We start from the raw sequence: 16,403 nt of genomic DNA, 5'->3' as shown, positions 1-16,403 counted from the left end.
CTGTCGACTATCAGTCTTACCTCACAAGCACCCACACGAATTGCTTGATTCAGTTGTTAAAGAACAGTTGGTTAAGCTTTTCGCCTCAACCGAGGCCGCGCATTCTACAGCAGCCTTTCTTTCTGTCAAGCTGTTTTTCGAATTTATTTCCGAAGAAACTCTTTTCTACTCAACCGCTTAGAGCAACCTCAGCTTCATTTCTTCCGCTTCGGTGAGGCGCGCATTCTACAGCACCTCGTTACTCCGTCAAGTTGTTTTTGAAGAAATTTTCTTTCTATCTCAACAACTTAGCGCTTCGTCGAACCTGGTTCGTCTCAGCGAGGCGCGCATTCTACATGAGCACAGCGAGCTGTAAACCCCTGACATGGAAATAATTGCAGAAAAAGGATCGAAGACTTTCGCCCTCTATATACAGAGCAAACCGAAAGGCTCAGATCACGCCCGTCTCACGCAATTGGGCTACCTGTGCTTCGCTCATACCCAGCAAGTTACGCAGCAAGGCATCAGTATGCTGCCCAAGCAACGGCGGCGCAGAACGATAAGCCACCGGCGTTTCAGATAGCCGTAGCGGACTGGCAACCTGCGGTGTACTGCTACCCAATGCATTGGGCAGGTCGAGACGCAGACCACGCGCCTGCACCTGCGGATCGGCGAACACCTGCTGCAGGTCATTGATAGGCCCGCACGGCACACCAGCCTTTTCCAGCAATTCGATCCATTGCGCCGTAGTCTTGAAGACAGTGGCCTGGCGCAGCAGTGGAATCAGCTCGGCACGATGCGCCACCCGCGCCTTGTTGCTGGCGAAGCGGGGATCGTCGGCAAGCTGCGCGATGCCCGCGACCTCACAGAATTTGCGGAACTGCCCATCGTTACCCACAGCCAGGATGAAGTTGCCATCGGCACTGGGGAAGTCCTGATAAGGAACGATATTGGGATGAGCGTTACCCAGACGCCGGGGCGATACACCCGTTGCCAGGTAGTTCATGGCCTGATTGGCCAGGCAGGCCACCTGTACGTCGAGCAATGCTACATCTATGTGTTGGCCGATACAGGACTGCTCACGCTGATTCAGCGCGGCCAGCACGCCCACGGTGGCATAGAGCCCGGTAAGGATATCGGTGAGCGCCACGCCGACCTTCATCGGCCCCGCCCCCTCTTCGCCTTCCGGACGCCCGGTCAGGCTCATCAGGCCACCCAGTCCCTGGATCATGAAATCGTAGCCGGCGCGCTTGGCATAGGGGCCGGTCTGGCCGAATCCGGTGATGGAGCAGTAGACCAGCCGTGGGTTGATCGCTTTCAGCGATTCATAATCCAGGCCATAGGCCGCCAGGCCGCCGACCTTGAAGTTCTCCAGCAGTACATCGCATTGTGTGACCAGCTCGCGAACCAGGCGCTGCCCTTCGGGCTGGGTGAAGTCCAGGGTCAGGGATTGCTTGTTGCGATTGGCACTCTGGAAGTAAGCCGCCTCACGCGAATCATTTCCTTCGGCGTCCTTTATATAGGGCGGCCCCCAATGCCGGGTGTCATCTCCGGTTCCCGGTCGCTCTACCTTGATCACCTCGGCTCCGAGATCACCGAGGATCTGGCCACACCAGGGACCGGCGAGTACGCGGGATAGATCGAGCACACGGATATGGGAAAGGGCGCCAGACATGGAGATTCTCCGCAGGGTGCGTCAGGCACACCCTGGATCATTGAGATAGGTAACTGCTTAAAAGAACGCCTGAATGCCGGTCTGCGCACGCCCGAGAATCAGCGCATGCACGTCGTGCGTACCCTCGTAGGTATTGACCACCTCGAGATTGACCAGGTGCCGGGCGATACCGAACTCGTCACTGATGCCGTTACCCCCGAGCATGTCGCGCGCCATACGCGCGATGTCCAGCGCCTTGCCGCAACTGTTGCGCTTCATGATCGAGGTGATTTCCACCGCGGCGGTGCCTTCGTCCTTCATGCGGCCGAGACGCAGGCAGCCTTGCAGGGCCAGAGTGATCTCGGTCTGCATGTCCGCGAGTTTCTTCTGGATCAATTGATTGGCCGCCAGCGGCCGGCCGAACTGTTGACGATCGAGCACATACTGGCGCGCGGTATGCCAGCAGAACTCGGCGGCGCCCAGCGCGCCCCAGCTGATGCCGTAACGAGCCGAGTTCAGGCAGGTGAACGGGCCGCGCAGGCCTCGTACGTCCGGGAATGCGTTCTCTTCGGGGCAGAACACGTTGTCCATGACGATCTCGCCGGTGATCGAGGCGCGCAGACCGACCTTGCCGTGAATCGCCGGAGCGGAAAGACCTTGCCAGCCCTTCTCCAGAACGAAGCCGCGAATCTCGCCGGCATCGTCCTTGGCCCAGACCACGAAGACATCCGCAATCGGGCTGTTGGTGATCCACATCTTGCTGCCAGTCAGGCGGTAGCCGCCTTCGACCTTCTTGGCGCGGGTGACCATGGAACCCGGATCGGAACCATGATTCGGCTCGGTCAGGCCGAAGCAGCCTATATATTCGCCGCTGGCCAGCTTGGGCAGATACTTCTGCTTGGTCGCTTCATTGCCGAACTCGTTGATCGGTACCATCACCAGCGAGGACTGCACGCTCATCATCGAGCGGTAACCGGAATCGATACGCTCCACCTCACGGGCGATCAGGCCGTAGCACACATAGTTTAGGCCACTGCCACCGTAGGCTTCGGGGATGGTTGCCCCCAGCAGGCCGGTTTCGCCCATCTCGCGGAAGATCTTCGGATCGGTCTGCTCGTGACGGAAGGCCTCCAGCACGCGCGGCGCCAGCTTGTCGTCGGCGAACTGCTGGGCGCTGTCGCGCACCATGCGCTCTTCTTCGGTCAGTTGCTGGTCGAGCAGCAGCGGGTCGATCCAGTTGAAGCTTGCCTTGGCCATCGCGAAAACCTCGAAGCGGTGAAGTGAACGGTCGACACTGTCGACCCTGAATGGACCGATCCTAGGCCGGCTTTGCACACAGGACAAACGCAGATTTCGCACAGACCTGTGCATTTAGCTCACTTCGAGATAGCTTAAATGGGTTTATAGATGGCATATGAGTGAGGCTTACGCATAAATGCGCCGCAAGATCCCCAGCACTGCCGCCCTGGTCGCCTTCGAGTCGGCCGCTCGCCACCAGAGCTTCACCAAGGCAGCGGATGAACTGAGCCTGACGCAAAGCGCGATCTGCCGGCAGATCGGCGGGCTGGAGAGCTTTCTCAATGTCGAGCTATTCCGCCGTTCGCGTCGCGGTGTTGTGCTGACAGAGGCCGGCGTCGCCTACAGCCGCAAGGTGGCCGCGCAACTCGATGCCGTGGAGCGTGACACCCTGGCGCTGATGGGCAATCAGGGCACCAGCAGTATCGAACTGGCGGTGGTGCCCACCTTCGGCACGCAGTGGCTGCTGCCGCGCTTGCGAACCTTCCAGCAGCTATATCCTGAAGTGACAGTGCACCTGACCAACCGCACACGCCCCTTCCTGTTCGCCGATACCCACTTCGATGCGGCCATCTACTACGGCGATGCCGAGTGGTCGGGCACCGAAGCGCACTTCCTCATGCATGAACACTTGCTGCCGGTTTGCAGCCCGGCATTGCTAGGCGACGCCGCGGTCGATGCAGAACGCATCGCGACACTCCCCTTACTGCAGCAGACCACTCGCCCCTACGCCTGGCGCCAATGGTTCGCGGCTCAGGGCTTGAGCGTCGCCCGTGATATGGCCGGCCCACGCCTGGAGCTGTTCTCCATGCTGGCACAGGCAGCGCAACAGGAGATGGGCGTCGCGCTGATCCCGCCCTTTCTGATTCAGCGAGAGTTGAAAGACGGCAGCCTGGTGGTCGCCCTCGATCGAGCCGTTCCCAATAACGACCGCGCCTACTATTTGATGGTGCCGGAGCGTAAAGCCGAATCCTCGGCGCTGAAGGCCTTTCGCGATTGGCTGTTGCTGCAAGCTGCGGCCTATCGACAGGATTGAAGCGAGCCCGATGTCGTGAGACCGAGCACTTGATTATCAAGCTTCAGCCAAAATCAATACGGGTAGCGCGAAAACAGTCACACTACAACGCCATCTTCCAGTCTATCTGCGTCAAGACCAATACTTTCGGGCTATTCCACTATTTCGAACGCTTCTGTTCGCCACTTTTCACACAATAGCCGATGCGACCAGCGGTCATTCGCTAAATGAATGATGAAAGGCCGCTGAACGTCTCATAAACCCTGCCTTTCCTCAGAAACGACGCGGCCTGCGCGCAGTATAAAAATCCCTCATAGACCCATTACTTGTAGTAATCCATTTTTTTTACTCCATAACTTCTTGTAAGGGTCCGCGTTCGATTGCACAATCGCGGCGCCCACTACGTTCGGGCAGGTTTTGTGCTGATCCCCATCGCCGGCGCGCCAGCGCAGTGCACCGGTTCACAAAAAAGATCACGCAGGAGATTAGAAGTGCACATCGGTGTTCCTCTCGAAACCCATGCCGGGGAGACGCGGGTTGCCGCGACCCCTGAGACCATCAAGAAGCTGGTCAGCCAAGGTCATAAGGTGACCGTGCAAGCAGGTGCAGGCATCAGCGCCAGCATTCCGGACAGTGCTTACGAGACTGCCGGCGCGACCATTGGTAACGAGTCGACCGCTTTCGGTGCCGATCTCGTGCTGAAGGTGGTCGCACCAACCGAAGCCGAGCTCGCTCACATGAAAGCCGGGGCCGTGTTGGTTGGCATGCTCAACCCGTTCTGCAACGACACCATTGCGCGCATGAATGCCCGCGGCATCATCGCTTTCGCTCTGGAAGCCGCACCGCGTACCTCCCGCGCGCAGAGCCTGGATGTACTGAGCTCGCAGGCGAACATCGCCGGCTACAAGGCGGTGATGCTCGCAGCCAATCATTACCCACGTTTCATGCCGATGCTGATGACCGCTGCCGGTACCGTTAAGGCCGCCCGCGTGCTGATTCTCGGCGCTGGCGTCGCCGGTCTGCAGGCCATCGCCACGGCCAAGCGTCTGGGTGCGGTAATCGAAGCCTCCGATGTGCGTCCTGCAGTCAAGGAGCAGATCGAATCGCTCGGGGCCAAGTTCGTCGACGTGCCGTTCGAGACCGATGAAGAGCGCGAGTGCGCGCAAGGCGTCGGCGGCTATGCCCGTCCCATGCCGCAATCCTGGATGGAGCGCCAGGCCAAGGCCGTGCACGAGCGCGCCAAGCAGGCCGATATCGTCATCACCACCGCGCTGATCCCGGGCCGCAAGGCGCCAACGCTGCTGCACGAAGCCACCGTGCAGGAAATGAAGCCGGGCTCGGTGGTCATCGACCTGGCCGCAGCCCAAGGCGGCAACTGCCCACTGACCGAAACCGACAAGGTGGTGGTCAAGCACGGCGTAACCCTCGTCGGCCATACCAACCTGGCCGCGCTGGTGCCGGCGGATGCCTCCGCGCTGTATGCACGCAACCTGCTGGACTTCCTCAAACTCGTGATCGACAAGGAAGGCCAGTTTCAGCTCAACCTCGAAGACGACATCGTCGCGGCCTGCCTGATGTGCAACGCCGGCGAAATCGTGCGCAAGAACGGCTAAGGAGTAGAGACATGGATCTTATTTCCGACGGTATCTACAACCTGATCATCTTCGTGCTGGCCATCTATGTCGGCCACCACGTGGTCTGGAACGTCACCCCGGCCCTGCACACCCCGCTGATGGCCGTAACCAACGCCATTTCCGCCATCGTGATCGTCGGCGCCATGCTGGCCGCCGCGCTCACCGTCACCCCGCTGGGCAAGGCCATGGGCACCCTGGCCGTGGCCCTGGCCGCGGTCAACGTGTTCGGTGGCTTCCTGGTCACCCGACGCATGCTGGAAATGTTCAAGAAGAAGGCGCCGAAAGCGCAGGCGGAGAAGCACTGACCATGAGCATGAACCTGATCACTGTTCTCTACCTCGTCGCCTCGGTGTGCTTCATCCAGGCGCTCAAGGGCCTGTCGCATCCGACCACCTCGCGTCGCGGCAACCTGTTCGGCATGGTCGGTATGGCCATCGCCGTGCTCACCACTATCGGCCTGATTCACAAGTTGGGCAGCGAGCTGGCCGTACAAGGTCTGGGCTTCGTCATCGTCGGCCTGCTGGTCGGTGGCAGCATCGGCACCATCATGGCCAAGCGCGTGGAAATGACCAAGATGCCGGAGCTGGTCGCCTTCATGCACAGCATGATCGGCCTGGCAGCCGTGTTCATCGCCATCGCCGCCGTCGTCGAGCCGCAGTCGCTGGGCATCGTCGCCAGCATGGCCGACCCGATCCCGGCCGGTAACCGCCTGGAGCTGTTCCTCGGCGCGGCCATCGGCGCCATCACCTTCTCCGGTTCGGTGATCGCCTTCGGCAAGCTGTCGGGCAAGTACAAGTTCCGCCTGTTCCAGGGCGCCCCGGTGGTGTTCAAGGGCCAGCACCTGCTCAACCTGGCCGTTGGCCTGGCGATTGTCGGCCTGGGCCTGGTGTACACCTTCACCGGCGACATCAACTCGTTCGCCATCCTGGTGGCACTGGCCTTCGTCATCGGCGTGCTGATCATCATCCCGATCGGCGGCGCTGACATGCCGGTGGTGGTGTCGATGCTCAACAGCTACTCGGGTTGGGCCGCGGCCGGTATCGGCTTCTCGCTGAACAACTCGATGCTGATCGTCGCCGGCTCGCTGGTGGGCTCTTCGGGCGCGATCCTGTCGTACATCATGTGCAAGGCGATGAACCGCTCGTTCTTCAACGTCATCCTCGGTGGTTTCGGCGCCGACGCGGATGCCGGCGCCGCTGGCGGCAGCCAGGAGCAGCGCAGCGTGAAGTCGGGATCAAGCGATGACGCCGCCTTCCTGCTGACCAACGCCGACACCGTCGTCATCGTGCCTGGTTACGGCCTGGCGGTGGCCCGCGCGCAGCACGCACTGATGGAGCTGGCAGAGAAGCTGACCCACCGCGGCGTGACCGTGAAGTACGCGATCCACCCGGTAGCCGGCCGTATGCCGGGCCATATGAACGTGCTGCTGGCCGAGGCCGAAGTCCCCTACGAGCAGGTGTTCGAGATGGAGGACATCAACTCCGAGTTCGGCCAGACCGACGTGGTGCTGGTGCTCGGCGCCAACGACGTGGTCAACCCGGCGGCGAAGAACGATCCGAAGTCGCCGATTGCCGGCATGCCGATCCTCGAGGCCTACAAGGCCAAGACCGTGATCGTCAACAAGCGCTCGATGGCTTCCGGTTACGCCGGCCTGGACAACGAACTGTTCTACATGGACAAGACCATGATGGTCTTCGGCGACGCCAAGAAGGTCATCGAGGACATGGTCAAGGCTGTGGAATAAGGCTGATCAGTCAGACAGGAAACCCGGCCATGTGCCGGGTTTCTCATTTTCAGCACCCGCGGAAAAAATTGATTTCAGATAAACCACCGCAACAGATCAATTTAAAACTGTACCGCTATAAAACCCGACGCTTTCAGGTTGCACCTAGTGAAAAATCTTGCGTATATCGGTTGCACCCAGTTTTTTCACTTATGGCCAGTACAGTTCTATCGATTCCTGACCGAACAGTTACAAAGCAACCTATCTAATAGCACAACAATTTCATTTAACTGTGACTACTGAGTCCGACCTGCGCTCGGGATAATTTGCTCATCGAAAGCAAACACCAGCCCGCCACAAGCGGAAGGATGACCACCATGGAACGTACCCTCAGTTCCGCCCTGCTTCAAACTCACAGCGCAGCCAGTGATAAATCGTCCTGGCCGCTCCGCGTGATCGCCACCCTAAGCCTGTGGCAGCGCCGCATCGTCAGCCGTCGTCAATTGGCTCGACTGGATGCCCGCCTGCTGGCTGACGCCGGCATCACCGAAAATCAGCGTTACGTCGAACTGCAAAAGCCGTTCTGGCGCTGATATCCCGCTTTGCTCCATCCCTAATTGGGATCTTCTGAGAGCTCCACCGTCTCTGCTGCGGTGGGGCTTTCGTTTTATCTGCAACAGTCGTCGCCCAGGCGAGTAGTACAGTTGCCATAAAACCACCACTGCCCCCGCACAATTCTCTTCGTTTGTATCTGCTCAGCCGAGCGCACTTGCGAGACCCTGTACTGCCACCCTTGTCTGTTGACGGGAGCACGCCATGGATCGCACGCACCAACACCTCTCACCACCTGTAAGCGCCAAGGCTCCGAGCTGGCTGGGTCTATATGCGGCTCTGCGTCGGTGGCAACGCAACCAACGCACCCGTCGGCAGCTGGCGCTGCTCGACGATCAGCAACTGGCTGACGCCGGCATCAGTGCTGCGCAGCGTGAGCAGGAACTGGCCAAGCCATTCTGGCGCTGAGCCAGCAATGGAGCGGGATAGCATGTTGGGCTAAGCTGCGGGTGGGGCAGAACAGCGCCCCGTCCTACCGGAGTTGTCCCATATGCACCTTAAGAAATCCCTGATTGCAGCCCTGCTATCGCTCGGGCTGGCGGGCACCGCCAACGCCAGCAGCCTGGTCGCGACCACCGATACCCTGGGCGGAGCCTTGGCCGGCACTGCCGAGGGTACCTCGGACGCGACCAGCTCGTTGCGCGACATGAAACAGCTGCGGGCAGCCCGCGATGATGCCGCCAGTTTCGTCGCCAGCGAAGGCGCCATTCGCAGCGCCCGTCTCGAAGCCGCGCTGCTACTGATTCGCAGCCATGACGCCCAGCTGGCCAAAGCCGATGACCTTGCATTGGCCCAAGCCATTCTCAGCCTGTGAAAACTTTGCACACGTCTGGCGAATGGCCCGCTGCTGACCGCCGGCGCTGCGCCCCGTAAACTTCGCCCACCTGCCCGGCCGCGGGGAACCGCGCCGGCCTGCCTACGTCAAATCGTCCGTTCTGCCGTTCTCGGAGCTAGTCATCATGCGTCGTTCATTCGCCATCGCCTTCACCGCCTGCGCCCTGTTCAGCGGTATCGCTCAGGCGCAAACCGTAGTCGCCACCAGCAACATCGTGGTGCGCGCCCTGGATCGCAGCATCAATTTCACATCCGATACCACCACTTCGCTGCGCGACATGAAAGCCGTGGTCCAGGCTCGTGACGACGCCGCCAGCTTCGTCGCCAGCGCCGGTGAAATTCGCGGCGCGCAACTGGAAGCCGCGCTGCAAACCATTCGCCAGCAACTACCCGAAGCGCAGGCCGCCAGCGACCTGCAACTGGCCGAAGCCATTCTCGCTCTGTGACCCACCTTCTCGCCTGGTGCTGCGGCGCGCTGCTGGCATTGGCCGCAGGCGTCGCCCAGGCGCAGTTGCGTCTGACGCTGGACGACAGCACCCTCGACGCAGCGCAGCGACAGGCGAGCCAGGCGCTGCTGAACGAGGCGATGGCGGCATTGCCGCCGCGCTTCATCCAGCGCCTGGATCGCGAAGTGAAGGTCAGCTGGCGCACCGGGCTGCCTGCGGAGGTATACGGCCAGGTCGGACGCTTCAGCGGTATCGAACTGAATGCCGAATTGCTGCCCAAGCTGGTCGATGGCACGGCGGCTCGCAACCAGACCGGCCGCCCTCACGGCACTCAGCGCCAGGAATTGCTGGCCACCCTGCTTCATGAGCTGACACACCTTTATGACCGTGCTCGCCTTTGGTCTGCAGGCGAGCGTCGTCACATCAACAGGTGCAGACAACACGCCAGTTCGATGGGCCTGGTCGGATTGCCGGAGAATTGCCGTGGCCAGAGCGAACGGCGCTTCACCCTCAGCGATGATCCTCGTCTGCTCGACCTGGCCGGCTGGCAGCAGCGAGTCGGCCAGCGTGGCGCGCGCGACCTGGACAACGGTCAGGTCGCGCGCAGCCCGGACAGCTACGAGTTGACCAATGCGCTGGAGTTCGTCGCGGTCAACCTCGAATACTTTCTGCTCGACCCCAGCTATGCCTGCCGCCGCCCCTCGCTGGCGCGCTATTTCCGCGAGCACTTCGACTGGACACCGGCCGGCGAGCCCTGTGCCAGCGACTATCCCTACCTCAACGCCGGACGTGATTTCGCCGTTCAGCCCCTGGGGCGACTCGACCCAGAGCGCGTGTATGAGGTCGATTATCTGCTCGCCGAGGCCAACGATGCCTGGATGAGCCGCTGGGGCCACAGCATGCTGCGCCTGGTGGTCTGCGCGCCGGGACGACCGCGCGGCCCGGGCTGTCGCCTGGATCTCGACCATCACCTGGTGCTGTCCTATCGCGCCTTCGTCGGCGATGTGCAGTTGTCGAGCTGGGATGGCCTGACCGGAGTCTATCCGTCGCGCCTGTTCGTCCTGCCGCTGGAGCAGGTGATCGACGAATACACCAAGGTGGAGCTGCGCAGTCTGGCCTCAGTGCCGTTGCGCCTGTCGCGCGATGAGCTTGAACAACTGGTGGTACGCGCCGCCGACCAGCACTGGAGCTATGACGGCGACTACTACTTCGTCTCCAACAACTGCGCAGTGGAAACCCTAAAGTTGCTGCGCAGCGGCACCGGCAATCCGCGCCTGCATGCGCTGGACAGCATCCTGCCCAACGGCCTGCTGGAGCTGATGGATGCTCGCGGCCTGGCCGACACCAGCGTGCTCGACGATCCACGTGAAGCACTGCGCCTGGGCTATCGCTTCGACTCCTTCCGCGAGCGCTACCAGGCGATGTTCGGCGTTCTGCGCGAACGTCTGCCGATCACTCAGGACAGCGTCGAGACCTGGCTGGAGCAGCCAGCACAGGATCGCAGCCAGTGGTTCGCCAAGGCCGATCTGCGCGCCAGCGCAGCCCTCTTGCTGCTGGAACAGGCCGCGCTGCGCCGGCAACTGCTGCTGGCCCAGGACGAACTCAAACGCCGCTACCTCACCGGCCGTGCTGCTGGTGACCCGAGCCTGAACAAGGCCGGCGCCGCCTTGGAGAAGATTCTCGCGGGCAGCGGCTTCCTCAGCCGCCCGGCGGAGCTACTCGAAGGCGGCTACGGCTTGCCGCAGCAGCAGGAATGGGAGCGCCTCGAAGCCAGCAGCCGTGAGCGCCAGCAGCAGCTGCGCCAACTCAGCGACGAACTCGACGACGAGGTGCGCAACCTGTTGCAGCCCGAGCGTCTGGCTGAGCTGGAGGCCAACGAGGCCAACCTGGTTGCGCTAGGCGAACACCTGCGTGCCCTGCACAAGGCCAGCGGCGGCCTGGAGCTGCCCTAGCCTCTTGAGTAGCCCCGGATGAAATCCGGCACATCATTCTGCCCAGTCCCCGGATTGCATCCGGGCTACGGTCGACACCCTATGGAATCAACTCTTGATCCTCTTCCGGCAATTGCGGGTCGACCGTCAGCCAGGGCAGACGGCTGCCCACCCAGATATGCCGATCTGCCGGTGCCTGCTCAGGTGCGTCCAGCGTAGCCACGGTCACGTCCAGCGTATCCGGGCTGAGCGAGGTGTACAGCGCCAGATGCGCGCCGCAGTCGGCGCAGAAATAGCGCGTGCAGCTGGCCGATGAGGCGAACGCCTTCGGTGTACCGCGCAGCCAGTGAAACGCCCGGCGCGGTACCGTGACCCAGGTGGTGAGAATGCCGCCACTGCTGCGCCGACAGATCGAGCAGTGGCAATGCGCGATATCCGTCAGCGGCGTGTCGATCCGATAACGCAGCGCGCCGCACTGGCAGCCGCCCTGATGTTCGACCTTCATCCCGCCTCCGCCTTGCATTGCCCCGCGCCGCTGACCAAGATAGGCGCTCACCACCACCGGGGGTTCCCGTGATAGACCTGTTGCTGGCCTTGTGGCCGCTGTTCGCCATGATAGTCGCCGGCTACTGGCTGCGCCTGCGCGAGTTCCCGAGCGAGGCCTTCTGGCCGGGCGCCGAGCGCCTCAACTACTTCATCCTGTTCCCGGCGCTGCTGTTCTCCAGCCTGGCCCGTGCGCCGCTGAACAACCCGGCTCTGCCGCGCCTGGCGCTGGCTGTGCTGCTCGGCCTGGGCATCGCCTGGCTGGCGCTGCTGCTGATACGCCGCCTGCGTGGCTGGCCGGCCGGGCGTTTTGGCGCCTTCACGCAAGGCATTCTGCGCTTCAACACCTACCTGGGCCTGGCTGCGGTTGGCAGCCTGTTCGGCCAGGAAGGCCTGACGCTCGCCGCCCTGATGCTGGCCCTGATGGTGCCGACGGTGAACGTGCTGTCGGTCTGGTCTCTGACCGCCGAGCGCGGTGTCAGCGTTCGCAGTCTGCTGCTGCCGATCATCAAGAATCCGCTGATTCTCGCCTGCCTCGGCGGCGCACTGTTCAACCTCACGGGCATCGGCCTGCCGGGCGGCACCGACCGCCTGCTCAGCCTGCTCGCCGCGGCCAGCCTGCCTTTGGGCCTGCTCTGCGTCGGCGCGGCGCTGAAACCGGAGCAACTGGGCGGAGAAATCCCGGCGCTGACCTGGAACAGCCTGTTGCGCCTGCTGGCAATGCCGCTGCTGGCCTGGGGCGTAGCCTGGGCGCTGGCGCTGCCCGCCATGGAAAGCACGGTGCTGGTGCTGTTCTTCGCCCTGCCCACGGCGCCCACCGCCTACGTGCTGACCCGCCAGCTCGGCGGCGACAGCCAGTTGATGGCCGGTATCATCACCCTGCAGACGCTGCTGGCCGCAGGCAGCCTGGTGGCGATCATGATGTTGCTGGCCTGACGGGCCAGTAAGGCGCTACTCGGCGTAGCGCTCGATCAGCCGCTGATAGTCACCGCTCGTCTTGAGCACCTCGAGCCCCCGGTCGAAGCGCTCGATCAGCTCGGCCGCGCGCGGATGCTGACGTGAAACGATGAAGTGCAGCGTGTTGCGTTCAAATGACGCCTGCGAGCGGTAGAAGGCGCTCTGTTCGGCGCCAGTGGCGCGCAACGCGCTTTCGCCCAGGCGCTGATCGGCGAGAAACAGGTCGTCACGTTGCAGCAACAACAGCCGCGCACATTCCTGCAGCCCAAGCGGTGAGTGCCGGTGCAGCACGCCTTGTTCGATCAGTTGCTGGATCATCGCCGGAGGTTGCCAGCCCAATGGATAACAGAGCCGGCGCCCCGCCATGGCCGGCAGATCATCGAGTTCAATGCGATCACCTGCACGACTGAAGACAAACTGGTCTGTCACGTAAATCGGCGCCGAGTAGAGAAACTCCGCCTCGCGCTCGGCCGAACGAACGTAGGGAAAGGTGGCGTCGTACTCGCCGCGCCTGGCCTTCAGGTAGCCGCGGTTCCAGGGCAGCCAGTCGAGCGTGATCGCCATGCCCTGCTCGGCCAGCGCCGCGCGCACCACCTGGGTGAGCATGCCCTGACCGGCCAGTGCCTTGCCGGTGAACGGCGCATAGTCATCGCCGGTCGCCAAGTGCAGCACCTCGGCGCGCGCCGATGCGCATAAAAGCAGGCTCAACAGAGCCGCCCGCCCTAATCCCACCATCAATCTCCAGTCATTGGCGTGCGATCGCCTTGCGCCTTGAGCACGGACTCTCACTCCCGCAAGCGAGGCTGTCCAGTGCAAAAAGCCATAGGGCGACCATTCACGCCGATCTCTTGATGCGCAACAACTGAATTGGCAGGACGCCGGCTATCCTTGCTGCACCACGTACGAATGGCGACAGGCCGATGAACGACACCAGCCCCAACGATCAGCCCGATGTTTTCCCCTACCTGCAGCTGATGCACCAACATGCCGGCTCGGATCTGTTCTTCAGCGTCGGCGCACCGCCGCACATGAAGGTGGAAGGGCATAGCCAGCCGGTGGGCCAGCGCATCATGAAGGCTGGCGAAGTGCAGCAGCTGGCCTATCAGTTGATGACGCAAAAGCAGATCGCCGAGTTCGAACGCGACCTGGAGATGAACCTGGCCGTCAGCCTGCAAGGCGCGGGACGTTACCGGGTCAATGTCTACTACCAGCGCGGCGAAGTGGCCATGGTGGTGCGCCTGATCAAGAGCCAGATTCCCGGCTTCGAAGCGCTCGGCCTGCCCAAGCTGCTGGAGAAGCTGGCCATGCAGGACCGTGGGCTGATCCTGGTCACCGGCGCGGCCGGCTCGGGCAAGTCCACAACTCTGGCGGCGATGCTGGATTTCCGCAATCGCCACAGGAGCGGGCATATCGTCTGTATCGAAGACCCCATCGAATTCCTGCACAGCCATCAGCGCTCGATCATCGACCAGCGTGAAGTCGGCCTCGATACCCACAGCTTCGATGACGCCCTGCGCAACGTGCTGCGCGAGGCGCCGGACGTGATCATGCTCGGCGAGATCCGCGACGCTGCCACCATGCAGCACGCCCTGCACTACGCCGAAACCGGCCACCTGTGCGTCGCCACCCTGCATGCCACCAGCAGCAGCCACGCCATCGAACGTATCGCCCGCTTCTTCCCCGACGACGCCCGCAAACAGGTGCTGGCCGATGTCGCGCACAATCTGCTCGCGGTGATCGGCCAGCGTCTCGTGCCCGGTATCGAGCAGAAGCGCGTGGTGGCGGTGGAGTTGATGCTGGGCACGCCCTATATCCGCGACCTGATCCAGCGCGACGAACTGGACGAGCTGCGCGAGGCCATCGCACGAGCCGCCGAGCAGGGCCTGCAGACCTTCGATCAGCATCTGTTCGCCCTGCTCGAAGCCGGCCGCATCAGCCTGGCCGAAGCGCTCAAGTTCGCCGACTCGCGGACCGACCTCAGCCTCAAGTTCAAACTCGAGCGCGGTTTCTCCGCCGATGACGCCGAACTCAAGGTGCTGCGCGACGGTTGACTGGCTTTATCAGCGATTTCGGCCGATGCTCATCTATACAGGCCGAAACCATAATTCCTCATCGGCCGTCTTTCAGGGGGCCGATTTATGCTGACCCTGCTGCATTTGCTGTCAGCCATTGCCCTGTTGGTTTGGGGCACCCACATCGTACGTACCGGCATTCTGCGCGTGTTCGGTTCACAACTGCGCAAGGTACTCAGCCGCAACATAAGCCACCGGCCACTGGCATTCGTCGCCGGCATCGGCGTCACCGCGCTGGTGCAGAGCAGCAACGCCACCGCCCTGTTGGTGACCTCCTTCGTCGCCCAGGGCTTGATGGCGCTGGCGCCGGGCCTGGCGATCATGCTCGGCGCCGATGTCGGCACCGCGTTGATGGCCCGGGTGCTGACCCTCGACCTGAGCTGGTTGAGCCCGCTGCTGATCTTTCTCGGGGTGATATTCTTTCTCTCGCGGCGGCAGACCCGCGCCGGCCAGCTCGGTCGCGTCGCCATCGGCCTTGGACTGATGCTGCTGGCGCTGGAGCTGATCGTCGCCGCCGCCGCGCCGATCACCGAAGCGCGCGGCATCCGTGTGCTGTTCGCCTCGCTGACCGGCGACCTGCTGCTCGACGCGCTGGTCGGCGCGCTGTTCGCCCTGCTCACCTACTCCAGCCTGGCGGCGGTGCTGCTCACCGCGACCCTGGCCGGCGCCGGACTGATCAGCCTGCCGGTGGCCATCGGCCTGGTGATCGGCGCCAACATCGGCAGCGGCCTGCTGGCCTTTCTCACCAGCAGCCTGCAGAACCCCGCCGGGCGCCGCGTGGCGCTGGGCAGCCTGATCTACAAGCTGATCGGCCTGTTGCTGGTACTCCCTGTGCTGCAGCCGTTGGCCGAATGGCTGGACAGCCTGAACTGGCGCGCGGCGGAACTGGTGATCTTCTTCCACCTGCTCTACAACAGCCTGCGCGCGGTGCTGATGTTGCCCAGCGTCGGCCTGATGGCGCGCTTCTGCAACTGGCTGCTGCCGGACCGCGCCGACGACAGCGGCATCGCTCGCCCGCGGCATCTGGACCCAACGGCGCTGGCCACGCCAAGCCTGGCGCTGGCCAACGCCGTGCGTGAAACCCTGCGTGCCGGTGATCGTGTCGAGCGCATGCTCAGTCATCTGTCACCTGTGCTGGAACACAACGAACCGGCGCTGACCAAGGAGCTGCGCAGCCTCAATGACGATGTCGCCAGCCTGTGCCGGGCGGTCAAGCTGTACCTTGCGCAGATTCCGCGCGAGGCCATGAGCGAGCATGAAAGCCGGCGCTGGGCGGAGATTCTGGAACTGGCGGTTAACCTGGAGCAGGCCGGCGATCTGATCGAACGCATGCTCGGCAAGATCCAGAGCGAGAAGACCGCGCAGCGTCGGGCCTTCTCCGACAAAGGGCTGGAGGAACTTGCCAGCCTGCACGGGCAGCTGATGGCTAACCTGCGCCTGGGGCTCAACGTGTTCCTCAGTGCCGACCAGGCCAGCGCCAGCCAGCTGCTGCGCGAGAAGCGCCGCTTCCGCGCGCAGGAGCGGCGCCTGGCCCATGCGCATATCGGCCGCCTGCAGCGTCAAGTCGTGCAGAGCATCGAGACCAGCTCCCTGCATCTGGAACTGATCGCCGACATGAAGCGGCTCAACTCGCTGTTTTGCGCCAGCGCTTACGTAGTGCTCGAAGGAGGCGAAACCGGCGCCCTCAGGCTCGAGGGCGGCGAGTGA

16 protein-coding genes and 1 pseudogene are annotated in these 16,403 nt (G+C 62.7%); 13 read left to right on the top strand and 4 right to left on the bottom strand.

Features of this window, described 5'->3' with window-relative positions; translation table 11 throughout:
• Positions 1-181, top strand: a pseudogene (locus DXK50_RS04970) (hypothetical protein); the annotation flags it as partial.
• 249 nt (positions 182-430) lie between these two features.
• Here DXK50_RS04970 and DXK50_RS04965 read toward each other — a convergent pair.
• On the bottom strand, positions 431-1,654 hold the full coding sequence (locus DXK50_RS04965) for a CaiB/BaiF CoA transferase family protein (protein ID WP_212629535.1): 1,224 nt from the start codon (positions 1,652-1,654) through the stop codon (positions 431-433).
• Between the two features lie 57 nt (positions 1,655-1,711).
• Entirely contained in the window at positions 1,712-2,890 is a 1,179-nt protein-coding gene (locus tag DXK50_RS04960; protein ID WP_212629534.1) for an acyl-CoA dehydrogenase, read from the bottom strand.
• A 178-nt stretch (positions 2,891-3,068) separates the two neighbouring features.
• On the opposite strand from DXK50_RS04960, the gene DXK50_RS04955 reads away from it, so the two are divergent.
• From DXK50_RS04955 to DXK50_RS04915, 9 genes are all read left to right on the top strand, one after another.
• Positions 3,069-3,965 (top strand): LysR substrate-binding domain-containing protein, encoded by an 897-nt coding sequence (locus tag DXK50_RS04955; protein WP_212629533.1) that lies wholly within the window; start codon positions 3,069-3,071, stop codon positions 3,963-3,965.
• Between the two features lie 470 nt (positions 3,966-4,435).
• The gene (locus DXK50_RS04950) at positions 4,436-5,557 is read left to right on the top strand and encodes a Re/Si-specific NAD(P)(+) transhydrogenase subunit alpha (RefSeq protein WP_212629532.1); all 1,122 of its coding nucleotides are present in this window, start codon (positions 4,436-4,438) and stop codon (positions 5,555-5,557) included.
• A gap of 11 nt (positions 5,558-5,568) precedes the next feature.
• The gene (locus DXK50_RS04945) at positions 5,569-5,883 is read left to right on the top strand and encodes an NAD(P) transhydrogenase subunit alpha part 2 (RefSeq protein ID WP_212629531.1); all 315 of its coding nucleotides are present in this window, start codon (positions 5,569-5,571) and stop codon (positions 5,881-5,883) included.
• A 2-nt stretch (positions 5,884-5,885) separates the two neighbouring features.
• Positions 5,886-7,322, top strand: coding sequence for an NAD(P)(+) transhydrogenase (Re/Si-specific) subunit beta (locus DXK50_RS04940; protein ID WP_161866701.1), 1,437 nt, complete (start codon positions 5,886-5,888; stop codon positions 7,320-7,322).
• 356 nt (positions 7,323-7,678) lie between these two features.
• On the top strand, positions 7,679-7,894 hold the full coding sequence (locus DXK50_RS04935) for a DUF1127 domain-containing protein (protein WP_212629530.1): 216 nt from the start codon (positions 7,679-7,681) through the stop codon (positions 7,892-7,894).
• 223 nt (positions 7,895-8,117) lie between these two features.
• Entirely contained in the window at positions 8,118-8,321 is a 204-nt protein-coding gene (locus DXK50_RS04930; RefSeq protein WP_212629529.1) for a DUF1127 domain-containing protein, read from the top strand.
• A gap of 82 nt (positions 8,322-8,403) precedes the next feature.
• Positions 8,404-8,727 carry a DUF2388 domain-containing protein gene (locus DXK50_RS04925; protein WP_212629528.1) on the top strand — a complete coding sequence of 108 codons (324 nt, stop codon included), beginning with the start codon at positions 8,404-8,406 and terminating at the stop codon, positions 8,725-8,727.
• Between the two features lie 145 nt (positions 8,728-8,872).
• A complete protein-coding gene (locus tag DXK50_RS04920; RefSeq protein WP_024310095.1) occupies positions 8,873-9,193 on the top strand; it encodes a DUF2388 domain-containing protein in 321 nt (106 codons plus the stop codon).
• Complete coding sequence (locus tag DXK50_RS04915) at positions 9,190-11,145, top strand: DUF7844 domain-containing protein (RefSeq protein WP_212629527.1); 1,956 nt, start codon at positions 9,190-9,192, stop codon at positions 11,143-11,145. The genes DXK50_RS04920 and DXK50_RS04915 overlap by 4 nt, the downstream gene beginning before the upstream one ends.
• 79 nt (positions 11,146-11,224) lie before the next feature.
• Here DXK50_RS04915 and DXK50_RS04910 read toward each other — a convergent pair whose 3' ends face one another.
• Entirely contained in the window at positions 11,225-11,629 is a 405-nt protein-coding gene (locus DXK50_RS04910) for a GFA family protein (protein WP_212629526.1), read from the bottom strand.
• Between the two features lie 107 nt (positions 11,630-11,736).
• Here DXK50_RS04910 and DXK50_RS04905 point away from each other — a divergent pair, with 107 nt between their 5' ends.
• Positions 11,737-12,603 (top strand): AEC family transporter, encoded by an 867-nt coding sequence (locus DXK50_RS04905; RefSeq protein WP_249186696.1) that lies wholly within the window; start codon positions 11,737-11,739, stop codon positions 12,601-12,603.
• 15 nt (positions 12,604-12,618) lie between these two features.
• Here the strand turns inward: DXK50_RS04905 and DXK50_RS04900 are convergent, their stop codons facing one another.
• On the bottom strand, positions 12,619-13,332 hold the full coding sequence (locus DXK50_RS04900; RefSeq protein ID WP_249186616.1) for a substrate-binding periplasmic protein: 714 nt from the start codon (positions 13,330-13,332) through the stop codon (positions 12,619-12,621).
• 212 nt (positions 13,333-13,544) lie between these two features.
• Between DXK50_RS04900 and DXK50_RS04895 the strand changes: the two genes are divergently transcribed.
• Together DXK50_RS04895 and DXK50_RS04890 are read left to right on the top strand one after the other, a co-directional pair.
• Positions 13,545-14,675: a PilT/PilU family type 4a pilus ATPase gene (locus DXK50_RS04895; RefSeq protein ID WP_212629523.1), complete on the top strand. Its 1,131-nt coding sequence runs from the start codon at positions 13,545-13,547 to the stop codon at positions 14,673-14,675.
• An 87-nt stretch (positions 14,676-14,762) separates the two neighbouring features.
• A complete protein-coding gene (locus tag DXK50_RS04890) occupies positions 14,763-16,403 on the top strand; it encodes a Na/Pi cotransporter family protein (protein ID WP_161866719.1) in 1,641 nt (546 codons plus the stop codon).

Source organism: Pseudomonas sp. KB-10 (genome assembly GCF_018221585.1).
GTDB lineage: Bacteria > Pseudomonadota > Gammaproteobacteria > Pseudomonadales > Pseudomonadaceae > Aquipseudomonas > Aquipseudomonas yangonensis.
This window is presented reverse-complemented; position numbering and strand designations above follow the sequence as displayed.